The sequence below is a fragment of the Candidatus Paceibacterota bacterium genome (assembly GCA_035452965.1).
In the GTDB taxonomy this organism is placed as follows: Bacteria; Verrucomicrobiota; Verrucomicrobiia; order Limisphaerales; family UBA8199; genus UBA8199.
Genome location: DAOTCE010000002.1, coordinates 229,191 through 247,062, shown reverse-complemented (window position 1 = coordinate 247,062; position 17,872 = coordinate 229,191). Strand labels below are relative to the sequence as shown.

14 protein-coding genes are annotated in these 17,872 nt (G+C 62.3%); 10 read left to right on the top strand and 4 right to left on the bottom strand.

Going from position 1 to position 17,872, the window contains the following annotated elements; translation table 11 throughout:
• Positions 1-45 precede the first annotated feature (45 nt).
• On the top strand, positions 46-672 hold the full coding sequence (locus tag P5205_02995; GenBank protein ID HSA09315.1) for a PEP-CTERM sorting domain-containing protein: 627 nt from the start codon (positions 46-48) through the stop codon (positions 670-672).
• A gap of 10 nt (positions 673-682) precedes the next feature.
• Here P5205_02995 and P5205_02990 read toward each other — a convergent pair whose 3' ends face one another.
• A complete protein-coding gene (locus tag P5205_02990) occupies positions 683-1,045 on the bottom strand; it encodes an aspartate 1-decarboxylase (protein ID HSA09314.1) in 363 nt (120 codons plus the stop codon).
• A 173-nt stretch (positions 1,046-1,218) separates the two neighbouring features.
• On the opposite strand from P5205_02990, the gene P5205_02985 reads away from it, so the two are divergent.
• Together P5205_02985 and P5205_02980 are read left to right on the top strand one after the other, a co-directional pair.
• The gene (locus P5205_02985; protein HSA09313.1) at positions 1,219-2,478 is read left to right on the top strand and encodes an efflux RND transporter periplasmic adaptor subunit; all 1,260 of its coding nucleotides are present in this window, start codon (positions 1,219-1,221) and stop codon (positions 2,476-2,478) included.
• A 3-nt stretch (positions 2,479-2,481) separates the two neighbouring features.
• Positions 2,482-5,688, top strand: coding sequence for an efflux RND transporter permease subunit (locus P5205_02980; GenBank protein ID HSA09312.1), 3,207 nt, complete (start codon positions 2,482-2,484; stop codon positions 5,686-5,688).
• Here the strand turns inward: P5205_02980 and P5205_02975 are convergent.
• On the bottom strand, positions 5,685-7,022 hold the full coding sequence (locus P5205_02975; protein ID HSA09311.1) for a DegT/DnrJ/EryC1/StrS family aminotransferase: 1,338 nt from the start codon (positions 7,020-7,022) through the stop codon (positions 5,685-5,687). The genes P5205_02980 and P5205_02975 overlap by 4 nt on opposite strands.
• A gap of 48 nt (positions 7,023-7,070) precedes the next feature.
• Between P5205_02975 and P5205_02970 the strand changes: the two genes are divergently transcribed.
• The gene (locus P5205_02970) at positions 7,071-7,952 is read left to right on the top strand and encodes a LysR family transcriptional regulator (protein ID HSA09310.1); all 882 of its coding nucleotides are present in this window, start codon (positions 7,071-7,073) and stop codon (positions 7,950-7,952) included.
• Positions 7,953-8,019: 67 nt separating this feature from the next.
• Here the strand turns inward: P5205_02970 and P5205_02965 are convergent, their stop codons facing one another.
• On the bottom strand, positions 8,020-8,979 hold the full coding sequence (locus P5205_02965) for a hypothetical protein (GenBank protein HSA09309.1): 960 nt from the start codon (positions 8,977-8,979) through the stop codon (positions 8,020-8,022).
• 117 nt (positions 8,980-9,096) lie between these two features.
• Here P5205_02965 and P5205_02960 point away from each other — a divergent pair, with 117 nt between their 5' ends.
• The 3 genes from P5205_02960 to P5205_02950 all read left to right on the top strand — a co-directional run bounded on the left by P5205_02960 (position 9,097) and on the right by P5205_02950 (position 11,148).
• Positions 9,097-10,347, top strand: a complete 1,251-nt coding sequence (locus P5205_02960) for a hypothetical protein (protein HSA09308.1) — start codon at positions 9,097-9,099, stop codon at positions 10,345-10,347.
• Between the two features lie 136 nt (positions 10,348-10,483).
• Complete coding sequence (locus P5205_02955; protein ID HSA09307.1) at positions 10,484-10,723, top strand: hypothetical protein; 240 nt, start codon at positions 10,484-10,486, stop codon at positions 10,721-10,723.
• A 20-nt stretch (positions 10,724-10,743) separates the two neighbouring features.
• A complete protein-coding gene (locus P5205_02950) occupies positions 10,744-11,148 on the top strand; it encodes a hypothetical protein (GenBank protein HSA09306.1) in 405 nt (134 codons plus the stop codon).
• Between the two features lie 20 nt (positions 11,149-11,168).
• On the opposite strand, the gene trpB is transcribed toward P5205_02950, so the two are convergent.
• Positions 11,169-12,371 carry a tryptophan synthase subunit beta gene (gene trpB / locus P5205_02945; protein ID HSA09305.1) on the bottom strand — a complete coding sequence of 401 codons (1,203 nt, stop codon included), beginning with the start codon at positions 12,369-12,371 and terminating at the stop codon, positions 11,169-11,171.
• Between the two features lie 582 nt (positions 12,372-12,953).
• Here trpB and P5205_02940 point away from each other — a divergent pair.
• From P5205_02940 to P5205_02930, 3 genes are all read left to right on the top strand, one after another.
• On the top strand, positions 12,954-14,906 hold the full coding sequence (locus P5205_02940; protein ID HSA09304.1) for a hypothetical protein: 1,953 nt from the start codon (positions 12,954-12,956) through the stop codon (positions 14,904-14,906).
• A 137-nt stretch (positions 14,907-15,043) separates the two neighbouring features.
• Positions 15,044-16,357, top strand: coding sequence for a VCBS repeat-containing protein (locus tag P5205_02935; protein ID HSA09303.1), 1,314 nt, complete (start codon positions 15,044-15,046; stop codon positions 16,355-16,357).
• A 42-nt stretch (positions 16,358-16,399) separates the two neighbouring features.
• Entirely contained in the window at positions 16,400-17,872 is a 1,473-nt protein-coding gene (locus P5205_02930) for an arylsulfatase (GenBank protein HSA09302.1), read from the top strand.

Sequence of the window (17,872 nt, the reverse complement as noted above, 5' to 3'; positions counted from 1 at the left end):
GCGTGTCGAAACTGCCTGACGACCAGTGAACCTGAGAGAGGGCATATGAGATTCTTGCTTTCAATCGCGGTGCTTGCGGGAGTTTGGACGGTCAGCGCCCAAGGGACGTTCGAGGCCATCATAGGACATGAGAATACTCCTCCTGTATCCGAGCTTGTTACCACCACTGTCGGTTGGACGTTTCAACCGACCAGCTTTGTAGCTGTCACGGATCTGGGTTGCTTCAGCTACCTTTTCGCCTCCCCCTTCGTTAACGAAATCCAAGTAGGATTGTGGAACACAGGCGGCGTTTTGCTCGCTTCCAGTTTGATCAAGCGCAGCAGTGCCCTCACGAACGAGAGCAGTTATGTATCCATCAATCCCGTACCCCTTGACCCCAACCAGACCTATCATATAGGCGCCTGGTCCCTGGACGAGCTTAGTGTCGAGATCTGCGGTGGCGGAGCGGGCGGCACCAACTTCATGGGGGCTTACCTTCGTTTGGGCGCAGCCGCCAAGAGCACCGTTCCCGCAGGTTTGAGTTTTCCCTTGGAAATGGCTGGCACTGGCGGGGCGGCTTACCTGGCCCCGAATTTCCGTTACGACGACCGTGTGCCGGAGCCTGCTTCCGCCTTCCTCCTGGGGCTCGGCGCCCTCATCGTAGCTGCCCGCTGCAGGCGGCAACGGCTCTGATCGGGCTGGCTCAGAGACCGCGTTCGTTGGCCACGCGGTTCTTCTCGCCCAGGACGATCACCCGTGGCTTCCAGGACTTGGCCTTCGCCTCCTCCACCTCGGTGAAACTCATAATTGTCAGCCGGTCGCCCGGTTTGCCCAAGCGGGCTGTGGCGCCGTTGAGGATGATCTCCCCGGAGCCGCGTTTGGCGGGAATGGCGTAAGTCTCGAACCGCTCGCCGTTGGCCATGTTGCTGCAGAGGATCCTCTCGTGCGGCAGCAAACCCACTTTGTCCATGAGATCCCGGGCGATGCCCAGGCTACCTTCATAATCCACGTCGCCCGCAGTCACCTGCGCGCGATGGATTTTCGACTTTAACACATGCACCAACATAGATTACCGCCCGGCCCGCTGTTCCTGGCCGGTTGCGACGGCAATATAGGGTCCGGCGCGGGGAAAGCAAATTCGATTGGCAGTGCAAAGTGCGCCGACAATTGTGCCGCCTCGGCAGCGGTGGGGTTGGTTTTGATTCGCCAATCAGTGGATTATCGGGCTAGTATGATTATATGAGAGTCGTTCCTTGTGGGCTCTGGGCGATGGCTGGGCTGGGCGTCATCCTGCTCGTTTCTTGCGGGCAGGCTGACCGGTCGAAGAGCTCGATCAAAACGGGCGTGGTAGAACGTCCGGTGGAGGTCGCGCGCGCGCAAGTGCGGGCGGTCCCGCGGACAATCCAAGCCACCGGTTCGCTGGCAGCGCAGGATCAGTCCACCCTCAGCGCCAAGGTGGCTGGGCGTTTGGAGCGGCTGAATGTGGATATCGGCAGCATGCTTCGCGAGGGCGAGTTGGTGGCGCAGGTCGAACCCCGTGATTATGACTTGGGGCTGCAACAGGCGGCAGCCGCGCTCGCGCAGGCGCGGGCCGCGCTGGGACTTCCGTTGGAGGGTGATGATGATCGCATCGCGTTGGAACAAGTGGCGTCGGTCAAGCAGGCTAAGGCCGTGCTGGAGGAAGCGGGCAAGAACCGGGAGCGGGTCAAGAGCCTGTCGGGTTCCGGCATTGCGTCCCAGGCGGAAGTGGATACGGTTGAGGCGGCCTATACGGTGGCGCAATCGCGCTACGACACGGCGCTGGAGGAGGCGCGGGGGCGGATGGCAACGGTCGCCCAGCGGCGAGCCGAATTGGAGCTGGCCCGCAAGCGGCTGGCCGATGCTTCGGTGCGGGCCCCCTTTGACGGCGCGGTGCAAGCCCGTCTGGCGAGCGTCGGGGAGTATGTGGCAGTAGGCGCGCCGATTGTGCAGTTGGTCAAGACGGACCCGCTGCGCCTGCGGCTGGACGTGCCCGAACGCGAGTGCGTCCTCGCACGCACCGGCCAGGCGGTGCACCTGTCCATCGAGGGGGATACAAACGTCTACTCTGGCAGAATTGCACGATTAAGCCCGGCGCTGGACGAGCAGACGCGGACGCTGAGGGTGGAGGCGGACGTGCCGAAACAAGGTTCCTTGCGGCCCGGCCTGTTTGCACGGGCGCAGATCATCGTTACCGAGGACGAGAAAGCACTCACCGTGCCTGCCGACGCCATTATCACATTCGCCGGGCTCGAGAAGGTGGTGGCGGTGCAGGACGGAATGGCGACGGAGAAGGTCGTGGCAACCGGCCGCCGCGGTGCCGAATGGGTGGAGTTGGTGTCCGGAGTCACGACCGGGGAGCTTGTGGTATTGCGTCCAGGCAGCCTGCGAACGGGCGATCGGGTGACGATCAACAATGGGGAGCAGGTGCGTCCGGATTTGCAGTCGGCCAGGAAGGGAACGGATTCTCCCGCCAACTGACCGATGCAGAAGCTGGCCGAAATTTGCATTCGCCGCCCGGTTTTCGCCACGATGATCGTGCTGAGCCTGGTGGTGGTGGGAGTGGCGGGGTACTTGAACCTGGATGTGGACCGCTTCCCGTCGGTGGACTTGCCGACGGTGCGAGTGTATACGCGGCTGCCCGGCGCGGCGCCGGCGGAAGTGGAGTCTCAGGTTGCCCAGCCGATCGAGGAGGTGCTGAATACCATCGAGGGCATCGAGGAGTTGCGTTCGGTCAATGGCGCGGGGAGCGCGTTTTGCGTCGTAACGTTTGATTTGAAGAGAGACATAGACGCGGCGGCGCAGGATGTGCGCGACCGGGTGGCGACAGTCGTGCGGGATTTGCCGCGGGACACCGACCCTCCGACGATCGCAAAGTCGGACACGGACCAGGCTCCGATCCTGACGATCGCCCTCTCGGCCAACCGCTCGCAGCGCGAGCTGTCGGAGATTGCGGACAAGCTGGTCAAGAAGCAAATTGAACGCTCGGCGGGGGTGGGGCAGGTGGAGTTGGTCGGCGAGCTGGCGCGGGCGATTAGCATCTGGGTGGACGCGGACCGCCTGGCCGCCTACCAGCTGCCCATCACCGCGGTGCGCGACGCGGTGGCGCGGCAGAATGCGAACATTCCGGGCGGCAACGTCACCGGCAGCCTGCGCGAGGAGACCTTGCGGACCATGGGACGGCTGCCGGACGCGCGCGCGTTCAATGACCTGGTGATTACAACGCGCAATGGCTCGCCGATCCGCGTGCGGGACGTCGGTTGGGCCGAGGACGGGACCAAGGAACAACGGTCCATTTCAAGGCTCAACGGCGCGCCTACGGTGGCGCTCAACGTGCTGCGGCAGTCCGGCGCCAACACGGTGGCTGTGATTGATGGGATTAAGGAAAAGCTGCGCGAGCTGGCGCCGCAGCTTCCCAGCGACGTGCGGCTCGAGGTAACGCGCGATCAGTCGCGCTACATCTACGAAGCGCTGCACGAAATCCAGCGGCACCTGGTCCTGGGGAGCATCCTGGCCTGCCTGGTGGTGCTGCTCTTCATGCGCAACTGGCGCGCGATGCTGATTGCCGCGGTGGCGATCCCGACCTCGGTGATTTCCGCATTCGGCATGATGAAGGCGCTGGATTTCACGTTGAACAGCGTGACCATGCTCGCCCTGGTGCTCATGGTGGGCATTGTGATTGACGATGCGATTGTGGTGCTGGAGAACATCTTCCGGTTCGTGGAGGAAAAGAAGATGCGGCCGTTCGAGGCGGCACGAGCCGCCACAGCGGAGATCGGGCTGGCCGTCATGGCCACCACCTTCAGTCTGGTGGTGATATTCGTGCCGGTGTCGTTTATGTCCAGCATCTCAGGGCGCTTTCTCTACCAATTCGGCTTCACCGCGGCGGTGGCAGTGCTGGTGAGCTTGCTGGTTTCCTTCACCCTGACACCCATGATGAGCGCCCGGCTGCTGCGCGTTGGGAACGGGCGGGAACCCAAATCCGGAGGAGCGGAGCCGCGCTCACGCGGTGGATTCTACCGCCGGATTGACGGCGGATACATGAAGGTCCTGCGGTGGGCAATGGCGCATCGGCTGGTGATCGCCGGGCTGGCAGCGCTGGTCATCGCCTCTTCCGTGCCGCTTTACCAGGTGGTGCGGCAGGAGTATCTGCCGAGCAACGTGGACGAGGGCGAATTCGACGTCCGGGTCACCGCGCCTGAGGGGACGAGCCTCGCGGCGATGAACCACGTGACTTTGCAGGTTGAGGAGGAGTTGCGCTCGATCCCCGGTGTGCGCCTGGTGCTCGCCACCGCCGGGAGCGGTTTCCTGGGCGGGGTCAATGGTGCCAACTTTTTCGTGCAGCTTGTTCCCCACGCAGAACGCACCTTCCGCTGGGGCCGGCTGTTGAGCTGGCCCCCCTGGAAGGCGTTCCGTGGCAACTTCTCCCAAAGCGATGTCCAGCAGGAGATTCGCCGGTGCCTGCGGAAGCTGCCGGACATCCGGGTGGCGGTCCGCAATCCGCAGACGTTCGTTGGCGGCGGCCCCAATTTCGACATTGATTTCGCCTTGCTCGGTCCGGATCTCGAACTGCTGCACGCCTACGCTGAGCGATTGCGCACCAACGCGCCGGCGCTGGGATTGCTGGATGCCGACACTACTTTGAAACTCGACAAGCCCGAGCTGCGCGTCGAGATTGACCGCGACCGCGCCGCGAATCTGGGTGTGAGCACGACGGATATTGCCGATGCGCTTCGCGTGATGGTGGGCGGCGATGAGCGCGTCACACGCTTCCGCGATGATTCGATGAACGAGGATTACGACGTGCAGGTGCGGCTGAAGCCGGGAGACCGCAACGAAGCGGAGCCAATTCGGCGGTTGTTTGTGCCCCGCCAGGGTGGGGGCCTGGTCCGACTGGATAACGTGGTGAAACTGGTCTCGACACAGGCCGCTTCGCGCATTGACCGGTTGGACCGCCAACGGCAGGTCAGCCTGCGGGCGGCGGTGGCGCCCGGTTATGCCCAGGCGGACCGCATCGCCGCGCTGCGCAACGAGGTGGCCAAGATGGGCCTGCCCACCGGCTATTCGACACGCGTCTCAGGACGTGCCCGCGAGCTGGAAACCACTTTCCGGGAGTTCCTGTTTGCGTTCGCCCTGTCGGTGGTTCTGATGTATATCATTCTCGCCTCACAGTTTGAGAGTCTCGTGCATCCGTTCACAATTCTGCTCTCGCTGCCGTTGTCGGTGCCCTTCGCGTTTGTTTCACTGCTGGCGGCCAACCAGAGGATTAACCTGTACTCGGCGCTGGGGTTGCTGGTGCTCTTCGGCGTTGTGAAGAAGAATGCCATTCTGCAGATAGATCATATGAACAAGCTCCGCGCCGCCGGGTTGGAGCGCGCCGCGGCGATCCTGCAAGGCAACCGGGAACGACTCCGCCCGATTCTAATGACGACGATGACATTGATTGCCGGCATGTTACCGCTGGCGCTGGGCACCGGACCGGGGGCCGAGGAACGCCGCGCGGTGGCCGTGGTCGTCATCGGCGGGCAAGCGCTCTGTCTGCTGTTGACCCTGGTGGTCACGCCGGTGACTTACTCGTTCCTGGACGATCTCCGCAACAAGGTACGGGCGCACTGGCAAAGCTGCACCGGCCGCGACCTCCCGGCTGCGGCGGATCCGGCAGCGATGAAGGCTGCCCGCCCGGAACGTTAGGCCTTTGCCAGGTCCCCGGCGTGCTTCTGGATCTTGCGGATGGCTTCGGCCGTCTGGTCCATATCGCTGCGCGAGCCAAGCAGGGTTGTTTGGGTGAACCAGGCGGCTTCTTCGGAGAGCTTGTCATTGGCGGGGCATTCGGTGCGCTGCTCCCAATTCGCCAGCGTCTCCGCCGGGAACAGCCGCTGCCATGAACGCGAAGCGAGGCTCTGCTTGATGAACGCCTCCTTGTTCAGCCGGCCGTAGCCGGGGTTGCAGTCCACGCCCTCGGCTTTGAGCGCCTCCAGGAAACGATTGCGCGGCATCCCGGCGAAGTGCTCTTTCTGGTAGCGGTACATGAACAGGTGATAGGCGTGCCGCGTGCAGCCGTCGTACGTTTTGGCGGGGACAATGCCGGGGATTTCCTGGACCAGACCGCGCAGGTAAGCGGCGTTCTTCTCGCGGATCTTCATCTGTTCCTCGAGGCGGGTCATCTGGGAGAGCAGGATGGCGGCCTGGAACTCAGTCATGCGCAAGTTCGCTCCACGGCTGCTCGTATAGACGGTGTCGTGGCTGGAAGTCCGGCGGGGGCGGCACTGGTTATGGAAGGAATAGCACTTGTCGGCCCATTCGTCGCTGTTGGTGATGATGGCGCCGCCGTCGCCGCAATTGAGGTTCTTGCTGGCCTGGAAGCTGAAGCAGCCGGTGTCGCCCCAGGTGCCGAGGCAGCGGCCGCGCCATTGGCCCAGGTGCGATTGGCAGGCGTCTTCGATCACGGGCAGCTTGCGCTTTTTGGCCACCGCGAGGACGGTATCCAGGTCGGCAGCGGAGCCGCCCAGGTGCACCGGAATGATCGCCGTGGTGCGATCGGTAATCGCGGCTTCGATCTGGCGGGCGTCAATCTGCATCGTTTCGGGGTCGGTATCCACGAACACTGGCAGGGCGTGGTGCAGCAGGACCACATTCACCGTGGCGATGAACGTGTAGGGCGCGACAATTACCTCGTCGCCGGCAGAAACGCCCACGGCGGCCAGGGAGGTGAACAGGGCGCTGGTCCCGCTGTTGGTCAGGAGACAGTTCTTTGCGCCGGTGGCCCTGGCGTAGGCGGCTTCGAACCGGGCGACATTCTTGCCGTTGCCCCGGAACCACTTGCCGCTGCGGACGGTCTCCAGCATGGCGTTGTCCTCGCGCCCGTCGATGATGGGCCATTCGCGCGGAGGTCGGGAGCGAACGGGCTTGCCTCCCAGCAGGGCGGGTTTGCTGTCGGCGCTCTGCGCCCGAGCGTGTGGGGAGAAGCTGAGGGCGAGCCCTGCGCCGGTGATCGTGGCGGCGCCGAGGAACCGACGACGATTCATGCTGTTGTTCATATTGACTGATAAGGGATTATCGTATTTAGTAGAACTATGCAAATCGAAAGCCTGAAGGTTTTCTGCGATTTGGCCGAGACCAAGAGCTTCACCAAGGCCGCGCAGATCAACGCCGTCACCCAATCGGCCGTCAGCCAGACCATCAGCGCATTGGAGCGGCGGTTCAGCGCACTGCTGATCGAGCGCAGCAAGAAGAACTTCCGCCTCACTCCTGAAGGGGACGTGTTTTACGATTACAGCAAGCGGATTCTACAGACCTGTGATTCGCTCCATAGCAAGCTGCAGGAGATTAAAGACGTCGTTTCCGGCAATATCCGCGTGGCGACCATCTACAGCGTTGGCCTGCACGTGCTGCCGCCTTACGTAAAGCGCTTTTTGAAGAGCTATCCGAGCGTCAACGTGCATGTGGAGTATCGCCGGGATGATCAGGTTTACGAGAATGTGCTGGGTAACGTGGTGGACCTGGGGTTGGTGGCGTTCCCCGCCCGCGATGCCCGGTTGGAGATCGTTCCCATCCGCAAAGACACGCTGGTTCTCATCTGCCACCCGCAACATCCTTTTGCCCAGCGGAAGTCCGTTAAGGTCAAGACTTTGGACGGGCAGAAGTTCATCAACTTCGAACGAGACATCCCCACGCGCCGGGCGCTGGACAAAATCTTCAAGCGGCATCATGTGACCGTCGAGCAGGTGATGCAGTTCGACAACATCGAAACCGTCAAGCGCGCGGTCGAGATTGATTCCGGGATTGCCATCGTGCCGCAGGAGACGATCAGCGAGGAGGTGGCCACGGGAACTCTGATGGCTGTGGACCTCGAGAATGGCGCCTATTCCCGGCCCCTGGGCATCCTTTACAAGAAGAGCAAGGTGTTGTCTCCGGCCGTCAAGAAGTTCATCGCTCTGCTCAAAGAGCCGGCCTGACGCATCACAACGCGGCGTGAGAGAGTGATCGCCCGGCGGGCCCGGTAAGCGTCTTTGGAACGCCCCCTCAGTCTTGTCCTTCCGCGGGATAGCTGCCGCCCGCGAGCCAGCCATCGTAGCCCGACTGGTCGGTGCTCCAATCCCGGTTGCGGCGGGCCCCAAACCGCGGCGCGGCTTCCGGCTCGTCCTTCCGCCAGCGAAAGACAGTGGTGGGCAGGCTGTCCACGGTGGAATTTCCAAGAATGCACTCGATGCGGCGCAGCAAGGCGCGGGCACTGGCCGGCGGGCCTTTCCAAAGCGCCTGGCATCGCAGGTGCAGTTTCATCACGGCTCCCAGGTTCAAGGGAGGGTGCAGGAATGCCGCAATCTCGGCCTGCGTGCGCATTCGCTGAAGCAACTGCGTGACTTGTTCCAGGAAAGCCGTGTCGGCTCGCCGCTCCCAGAGCTGCTCCAATTCACCAAAGGCGTCGCCATAGATGACATTGGTGGAGTCGAAGGATTCCTTCTGCTTCTGGTGGATCAGCGGCAGTGAGCTCCAATGCAGCGCCCGGATCCGGGCGTGGACAATTTCGCGCCGGGGGTGGAAACGCCCGTAATTGCACCAAAGATAACGATAAACCTGCTCGGTGGGATCATCATTGCAGGCGCGCAATACGCCCGTGCCGAAGCACAACAGTTCCCCGGCCAGCAGGCCCGGGCCATGCCGCTTGATCTTCAGGCGCAGGTCACGCGCGCAGCGCCGGTCCAACCGGACCGCATCGAAGAAGTTAACGCGCTCGGGGATGCCGGGTTTGTCGCTTTCCCTCACCCGCCATCTTGCCCGGCGCAAACAACTTAGGGATAAGCCGCCCAGGGTGTGGAACAGCGCCAGGGTGTAATAGGCATCCGGCAGGTCTTGTTGCTGGAACTGGTACTGCAGCAGCAAGCGGTGGTCCGGCGACGTCACCGGCCGCAGGGGGGTCTGACGGGTGATGCTCCGGATCAGCCTGTGAACCGGGTCATTAATCACGACAAACGTCTTCGCCATTGCGCGCTGAACAAGCTAAAAGCGTACCACTCGCACGCAGCCTCCGGGCTTGCTTTCTGTCGCGCAGACGCTAAATAACGGCCCTTTCGCACGATGACGCGACGCCCGATAGATAGCTTGCGTGTTGCACTCCTGGCCGGTTACCTGGGCCTTGTGCTTTCCGGTTTGGCGCCGTTGCTGGCCGAGGAACCGCCGCGTTATCTCTTCTTCAACATCGCTCCCGGCGCCCCTTGGAACCAGAATCGTCCCGGGACGTTCACCCGTGCTGTGTTCGACGAGGTCGTTCACACTCTCCAGGCGCCCGACAACCCCCGGCTGCGCATCGGGGTCGCCTTCATTTTCAGCACGCTGGAGACGCCCACCGATACCCTGGTACAAAGCCTTCGCCGCCTCCTGGCTGCCAGTGAGGACTCCGGCGTCCCCGTGCTTGTCGCGCTGGATGGACAGAATTGGTGGCAGCACCGGCCGGACTTGTGGAATTGGTGGGACCCAACAGGCGCCGGCTACAATCCGAGCAATGTCTACAATGTCGAATGGACGGGTTGGAGCCCAACCCAAGCCGTCAAAGTGGGCTGGCGCAACTGGGGCAGCCAGCTCCGGGTGGTCCCGGCGCCGAATATTGCCAGCCCGGCGGTCATAGCGGCCCACCTGGAGGGTGTGCGCGCGCTGGTGCCGGTTATTGTCGAGTGGCAGCGCCGCCTGCCGGCCTCGCGCCGGCATCTCTTTGGCGGCGTCAAACTTGGTTCCGAGGCTGGCATCGGTTACAACGCCTACTATTATCCCGACGGCAATCGCTACCTGGAGCAATGGCCTCATGACTGGTCCCACGATCCGACCAACCTGCTGTCGCCGGCAAAGGGCCTGAGTTGCGGTGTCTGTCAATTGGGGTATGCCGCCGTCAAAACTGCCGGCCTCAAGGACCGCGGCGAGATCACGCGCGAGGACATTGGCAGGGTTACCCAGCTCTACCTGGAGCAACTGTGCCGACTGGCGCGCAAACTTGGCCTCCCGCGCGACGCCATCTTCACCCACCAGGGCGGCACCTATGACCCATGGGAGAAGCACCTGCCGTTTTGGCCGGCCTTCAATCGCTGGTCGTCGCCGGGCTGGAGTTTCTACCACGGCGGGCCGCGCGAGGCCGTGCCGCTGGAGGCCGAGCTGAAGGCGGCGGGACGCCGGCGCTGGGCCGCCGCGGAATGGTGGTGGGGCGGCGCGAATTCCGCGGAGTGGGAAGACCATTTTCGGTCCACGCTGGCCTTTCGCGATTGCCGGTTCATTTGCGTTTACAACTGGAACCAGGGCATGTTCCAGAAGGCCGTTGCCGGACAGGAGGCGGTTCGGAACCTCGTTCGCACCTGGCGCGACTAGGCCGCCAGGGCGCTGGCGGGAACTTTTGGCGCGGCGCGGGGGATTGTGCTATCGTTGATTTGCCTGGCCCGAAGCAAGCCCACGGCCACCGTTTGATTGACGGGGCGGGCAGGTTGTGGCCATCCTCTGACACTAAATGGGAAAGCGCATTAAAGACGAGTTTACCGAGCTGCCGATCTCAAGGCAGTGGCGGTATCAGTTGCGGATGAAGCGTGAGAATCGATGCATCATCTGCGGCGAACCCGCCATCCGGAGCTGGAAATGCCTGAAGCACATGGTCAAAGCCCGCGAACGGCAGCGGAAGAAGATGGGACACAAGCGGCGCCTCCGCAACGCGTTAAGCTACAGACTCCAGCGGGGAATCAAAGGCCGTTAGGCGGCCGTCACGCCACCTTTATGCAGAGGTTATTGAATCTTGCCGCAGGAGTTCTGTTGCTGAGTGTCACCTCGCGGGCTGACGCTGGGACCCTGTTCACTAATCCCGTGATCTATGTTGCGCCGATGACGTTGAATTTCGGGCCGGTGGCAGCCGGCGCCACTGCGACCAATGCCTTCGTCGTGGAGAACATGGGCAGCGGCAAACTGGTTGGAGCGGCTACGGTCGCCGCCCCGTTCCAGATTCTCTCCGGCGGAGATTATACGCTCAGGCACAAGGAGGCGCAGATTGTCACTGTGACCTACAAGCCCAGCGGCGCGGTGTCTGACACGCAAACGGTTCACTTCACTGGCGGGGGCGGCGTGAAGGCAACTGCGGTCGGCCAGCTCGCCGTGCCTCGATCCAACCGCTCCAAACGGAAATAGCCGTTCTGGCCGGCGCCGCCTCAGAGCTTGATTAACCTGGCGGCTTGCGCCACGTCCTTATCCCCGCGACCGGACAGGTTCATGATAATGACCTGATCTTTGGGCAGGCTCGGCGCGCGGCGGATGACCTCGGCAACGGCGTGTGCGCTTTCCAGCGCGGGGATGATGCCTTCCAGGCGGGCGAGTTCCGTAAATGCGCGGAGGGCCTGGTCGTCGGTAGCATAGGTGTACTCCACGCGCTTGAGCTCGCGCAGGTAAGCGTGCTCGGGGCCGACGGCGGCGTAATCCAGGCCGGCGGAGACGCTGTGGGTGAGTTGGACCTGGCCGAACTCGTCCTGCAGAAGATATGAGCGTGTGCCTTGCAGGACTCCAAGCGAGCCGCCCTGAAACCGAGCGGCATGCTTGCCGGCGGCAATGCCCTCGCCGCCCGCCTCCACGCCGATCATCTTCACCGATTCGTCGTTAAGGAAGGGGTAGAACAGCCCCATCGCATTGGAGCCGCCGCCCACACAGGCGACGAGCAAGTCGGGCAAGCGCTGCTTCTGCTCCAGAATCTGGCGACGAGCTTCATCGCCGATAACACGCTGGAAATTGCGCACCATGAGCGGATAGGGATGCGCGCCATAGACCGTGCCCAGGATGTAATGAGTCGTGCGGACGTTGGTGACCCAATCCCGCATGGCCTCGTTGATCGCTTCCTTCAACGTCTGCTGGCCGGCCTTGACCGGGACCACCTCCGCGCCGAGCATCTTCATGCGCAGGACGTTGAGGGATTGTCGTTCGCAGTCAACCGCGCCCATATAGACGACGCATTTCAACCCGAACATCGCGGCGACGGTGGCGGTGGCGACGCCATGCTGCCCCGCGCCCGTCTCGGCGATAATGCGCGTCTTGCCCATGCGCCGGGCGAGAAGAATCTGGCCGATGCAGTTGTTGATCTTGTGGGCGCCCGTATGAAGCAGGTCTTCCCGCTTAAGAAAAACCTGCGCGCCGCCCAGCTCGCGCGTAAGGCGTTCAGCGAAGTAGAGCGGGGTGGGCCGGCCGCAGAACTCCCGAAGGTAGTAGTCAAACTCGAGTTGGAACCCTGGGTCGCGCTGCGCGCGAACATATTCCAGCTCCAGGTCCCGCAGCGGCTGCATCAGCGTTTCCGGCACAAACCGGCCGCCATAGGGGCCGAAGTGGCCACGGGCATCGGGCACCGCATCGCTGGCAGTAGCAGTCATGCTCGAAAGAATAGGTTTAGCGAAGGCATTCGTCGAGCGCGGCGTCGAACCGCCGTTCCCTGATTGCGCGGGAGGAAGAGGTTTATCACGGATACCAGGAAGGTGCCAACGGTGGCTTTCACCCGCACAGCCCGGATGGCGTATCCGCCTTCAAACCGGCGCACTGTCCATATTTTGGACAGTGATTGCTGCCTGCCTGCCCTTTCCAGCCCCCTGACCCCGGCACTTCTTGCTTGGGTTTACGGTGACGGCACGGTGATGCCCCGGTGTGTATCCCATGGGGAGCGCTCCCCATGGGATACACACCGGAGTCCCGCCGGATTGTCCCCGTCAAATCGCCGTAATTGGCTCGGGCGTGGGGTGCCTCAGTCTTGGGGGGCCTGTTCGCCGGGGCGGCCGAACGGTGGCGCTTCCGGCGAAAGCGCCCTGCCAGAGTGAAGGATTTCCTGAAATGAGGGTTTGACCTCCCGCAGCTTTCCGCGTCTAATGCCCGCTGCCAGGCCGCATTCGTCCGATCTCGCCTAATTCGAGCCGCGGAAAAGCGATATCACTGTGCCCGACAGATTCCGCGTTACGCAATCTATGAGCAAAAAAGTCCTGTTGACCAGCGTCTGCCGCCCGATAGGGCCGCGGCAAGGGGACGCACCCTCCGTTGGTTATGAGCTTCTGTACAGCCAAGTGACTCGCGCTCAGGGCCTCTTCAGCCCGCGCACGGTGAACGTTCATTACTCCCTGGAGTACATCGCGGCGAATCTCGACTCCCCGACGGTGGTGCTGCAGTACCCATCGAAGCACGAGCTGATTCAGGAACTCAAGAAAGGTTACGACTATGTAGGCGTCTCCTTCCTGCTGGCGGTCATGCATAAGATGAAAGAGACCGTTGCGCTGATCCGCCAATACGCCCCCAACAGCAAGATCGTCCTGGGCGGCTACGGGACGGTGCTCAAGGACGAAGAGCTCAAGCCCTACGGGGACTACTTCTGCCGGGGGGAAGGGGTGGCATTTTTCCGCGACTTGTTGGGCGAACCGGAGCTGCCGATGCCTTACACGCAGCCGCTGCTGGTGAGCTGGCTCAAGGTATTCGGGCAAAAAGTCTCCGCCACGGGGCAGATCTTCGCCGGGCTGGGCTGCCCGAACGGCTGCGATTTCTGCTGCACTTCGCACTTCTTCAAGCGCCAACACATCCGGCTGCTGCCCGAAGGCAAGGACATCTATGGCGTGGTCGAGCGTTACCTGGACATGGACCCAAATCTGGTCCTCCTCATCATTGATGAGGATTTCCTGCTCAACAAGAAGCGGGCGATGGAGTTCCGCGACTGCGTGATGAAGGCCGGCAAGACCCTCTCAATCTTCGCCTTCTCCAGCATCAAAGCGATCAGCCAATATACCGTTGAGGAGATTCTGGAGATGGGAATCGACGGCTTCTGGATCGGCTACGAGGGGACACGCTCCGGCTACGCCAAGCAGCAGGGCCGGCCGGTCGAGGAGATCCTGACGGAGTTCCGCGAGCACGGCATTACCGTTCTGACCTCGATGATCGTCGGCTTTGACTACCAGACCCCGGAAGTGGTGGCGCAGGAGCTGGCTGGGCTGATGAAACTCAAACCGGCCCTGGCCCAATTCCTGATCTATGGCCCGGTTCCGGGAACACCTTTTCACCAGCGGGTGATAAAGGAAAACCTGTGGCAGGATGTGTATGCCCATAACACCGAACTCCTTTACCGGCGGGCTGACGGATTCGCCACGACGATCAAACACCCGATATTGTCGGCCGAGCAAATCGAGGAACTCCAACGCTGGTGCTTCAGAGAGGATTTCCAGCGGCTCGGCCCGAGCATCTTCCGCACCGTGGAGGCGTGGTTGCTCGGCTACCGAAAGCTCAAGGATTCGCCGAACCGCTTCTTGCGGCAGAAGGCCCGGTTTTACGCCAAGGAACTGCGGGCGTCGTATCCGGTGTTCCTCGCGGGCAGGCTGCTCGGCCCCAACGCGGCAATCCGTCGTTGGATTGGCCAGCTGGAGCGCGGCGTCCAGGCCGAGCTGGGCAGCCCAACGCTCGCCGAGCGGCTCAAATCGGTGCTGGGTGTCGGCGCGGCGTTGTGGACGGGCTTGACGCTGAAGCTGGGCCTTTTCCAGCATCCCAAGCTAATACGCACTTCCTATCGAATGCCGGCCAGGCGCTGGGCCGGCGCCGATCTATGGGAGGAACTCTGTCGCAAAGCCGCGTTTCCCGACCTTTCCATTCAGGTCGAGCGGCAGCATGCCAATCAGCAGGTGATGATGCGACTGGAAGGCCGGCTATCCACTTCGGAATCTGAGCGGCTTGGGCAGCGAATTCGCGAGTCCCTGGCCCGCAGCAAAGCCCGGCTGGTGCTGGACCTCAACAAGCTCCACTGGAACAACATAGGTGACCTGGGGCCGCTGCGAGAGAAGCTGGGCGCCTATCGGTCGCGCATTCGCCTCATCCTTCCCAAGCTGACGGTCGCCCATCCCGAAGTGGTCATGCTCGCCAGCGTGTTCCAGCTCTACGAAGGCTGAACGGCCCTCTGCCGGCACATCGCACCCTTGCGAGGGCGGACCGCGGGCATCCTGCCCGCTTCGTACCTGTTCAAAAACCGGCCTTTCCGCGCCACTCCGGCTTGACCCGCCACGCCCGAACTGCCAAGGATAGCGTCATGATTCGAATTCTCCTGGCCGCAGTTCTTCTCTCGGTCGCTTCAGCGCTAGCCGGAACCACCGAGTTGCTCCATAGCTTCAAGAAAGTCCGGGCCACCGATCAGTTCTGGGCCGAGGGCGCCGACATCGGCGATTTCAACCACGACGGCAAGATGGACGTTGTCTCCGGCGCCTATTGGTATGAGGGGCCGGATTTCAAGAAGCGCCATGAAATCTACGCCGCCAACGCCAGCTTCAAGCGCAAGAAGGCCGACGGCGTGGAACAGACCATCCCTGGCTTCGAAGGCGCCCTGGGGGTCAACAATGCCTATTCGGACTGCTTCCTCACGTTCACCTACGACTTCAATGGGGATGGCTGGACCGATGTGATGGTGTATGGCTTTCCCGGCAAAGAGGTGCCCTGGTATGAGAACCCGAAGAACCGGCCGGGCCGCTGGCAGCGCCATGTCGTCTTCGACGTGCTCGATAACGAGTCGCCCGGCTTCGCTGACGTCACCGGCGACGCCAAGCCGGAGATCCTCTGCTGCTCCCGCGGCTACATCGGCTACGCCGAGGCCGACTGGAAGAATCCGGCTGCGCCCTGGAAATTCCACGCCGTCTCGCCGAAGGGCGATTACCAGCGCTTCAGCCACGGCATCGGCAGCGGCGACATCAACGGCGACGGCCGCGTTGATATCCTCGAGAAGGATGGCTGGTGGGAGCAACCCGCCTCGGTGGCCAACGATCCGGTTTGGACGAAGCATCCCTTTCCTTTTGCCCCTGCCGCCGCGCAGATGCTCGTTTATGACGTCAACGGAGATGGCCTCAACGATGTGATTACCTGCATCAACGCCCACGGCTACGGCATCTCCTGGTACGAACAGGCGCGGCGGGACGGCAAGATCACTTTCCTGGAGCACGTCATTCTGAACAAGGACGCATTGAAGAACCGCTACGGCGTGCAGTTCTCACAACCGCACGCCTTCGCCCTGGTGGATATGGACAAGGATGGCCTGATGGACTTCGTCACCGGCAAACGCTTTTGGGCGCACGGCAAGGACGGTCCCGACCCCGATTCCAATGCCGCCGCGGTGCTCTACTGGTTTAAGCTCGTGCGTCCCGCCAACGACCACGCCGAGTTCATCCCCATTCCCATTGACGATGACTCCGGCGTCGGCACGCAAGTCACCGTCGGCTGCGTCAGCAATCCCAAGTATCCCGATATCGTCGTCGGCAACAAGAAAGGCGTCTTCGTGTTCAAACATGAGGTAAAGGAGGTCACTCGCGCCGAATGGGAGAAGGCCCAGCCGAAACCACTCTCGGGAAGCAAGTAATTGGATTGGACGACGCGCGGTGCCTGGCTCAGATTTCCTGCCATGACACGCAAGCTCCTGGGAATCTGGCGTCGAGCAGGCCGCGGATTGGTTCTGGGCCTGGCGGGCAGCCTCGCGCTCCCGGCGTTGAGCGCCTCCACGAACCGCCCGTCGGCTGCTCTGGCGCGCAGGCCCAACATCATCTTCATCCTTGCCGACGACCTCGGCTACGGCGACCTGGGTTGCTACGGCCAGACGAAGATCAAGACGCCCAACCTGGACAAGCTGGCCGCTGACGGCATGCGGTTCAGCCAATTCTACGCTGGCAGCACGGTTTGCGCGCCCTCGCGCTGCGTGCTCATGACCGGCCGGCACACGGGCCACGCGCTGATCCGCGGCAATGCCAAGGTGGCATTGCGCCCGCAAGACCTGACTGTGGCCGAGGTCCTCCACCAGGCCGGCTACCGCACCTGCCTGGCGGGCAAATGGGGACTGGGCAACGAGCACACCACTGGCGTTCCCCAGAAGAAGGGGTTTGATGAATTCATCGGCTATCTGGACCAGGTTCACGCCCACGATTACTACACGGATTTTCTCTGGCGCTACGATCCGCCGGGCGAGGCCAAGCCGGGCTTCGATGGACGGAGGGACTTTCCCGAGAACCAGGGGGGCCGGAAAGGTCGCTACATGAGTGATCTGTTCACCACCGTTGCGCTCAACTTTGTCCAGATCAACAAGCCGGACCAGTTCAATAAATACCGCCCTTTCTTCCTTTACCTGGCCTATACCATTCCCCACGCCAACAATGAGGAAGGCCGGAGCACCGGCAATGGCATGCAGGTCCCCAGTGATGCCCCTTACTCCGACCAATCCTGGCCGCAACCGGAGAAGAACAAAGCCGCCATGATCACACGCATGGACGCCGATATCGGCAAGCTCATGGACAAGCTCAAGCAGTTGAAGATCGAGGACAACACCATCGTGTTCTTCTCCAGCGACAACGGCCCTCACAAAGAGGGCGGGGTGACGCCGCAGTTCTTCCAGAGCGCCGGCCCCCTGCGCGGCATCAAGCGCGATCTGTACGAAGGTGGCATTCGCGTGCCGATGATCGTGCGCTGGCCAATGAAAATCAAAGCCGGCACCGTCAATGATCAACCGTGGGCTTTCTGGGACTTTCTGCCCACCGTCGCCGAAGTTGCCCAGGCGAAACTGCCGAAGGACGAACCGCTCGACGGCTTGTCCTTTCTGCCGACGCTCCTGGGGAAGCCGCAAACCAATGGGCATGAGTTCCTCTACTGGGAATTTCACGAGCGCGGCTTCCAACAGGCGGTGCGCATGGGGGAGTGGAAGGCCGTCCGTCTTGCGGCTGGCGCGCCGCTCGAGCTCTTCAATCTCCAGACTGACCCCGGCGAGAAGGAAAACGTGGCGGAGAGGAATCCTTCGGTTGTGGCCAGGATCGAGAACTACCTGAAGACCGCGCGGACCGAGTCGGAGCACTGGCCGATCAAACCAGCCACACGGCAATCAGCCAAATAG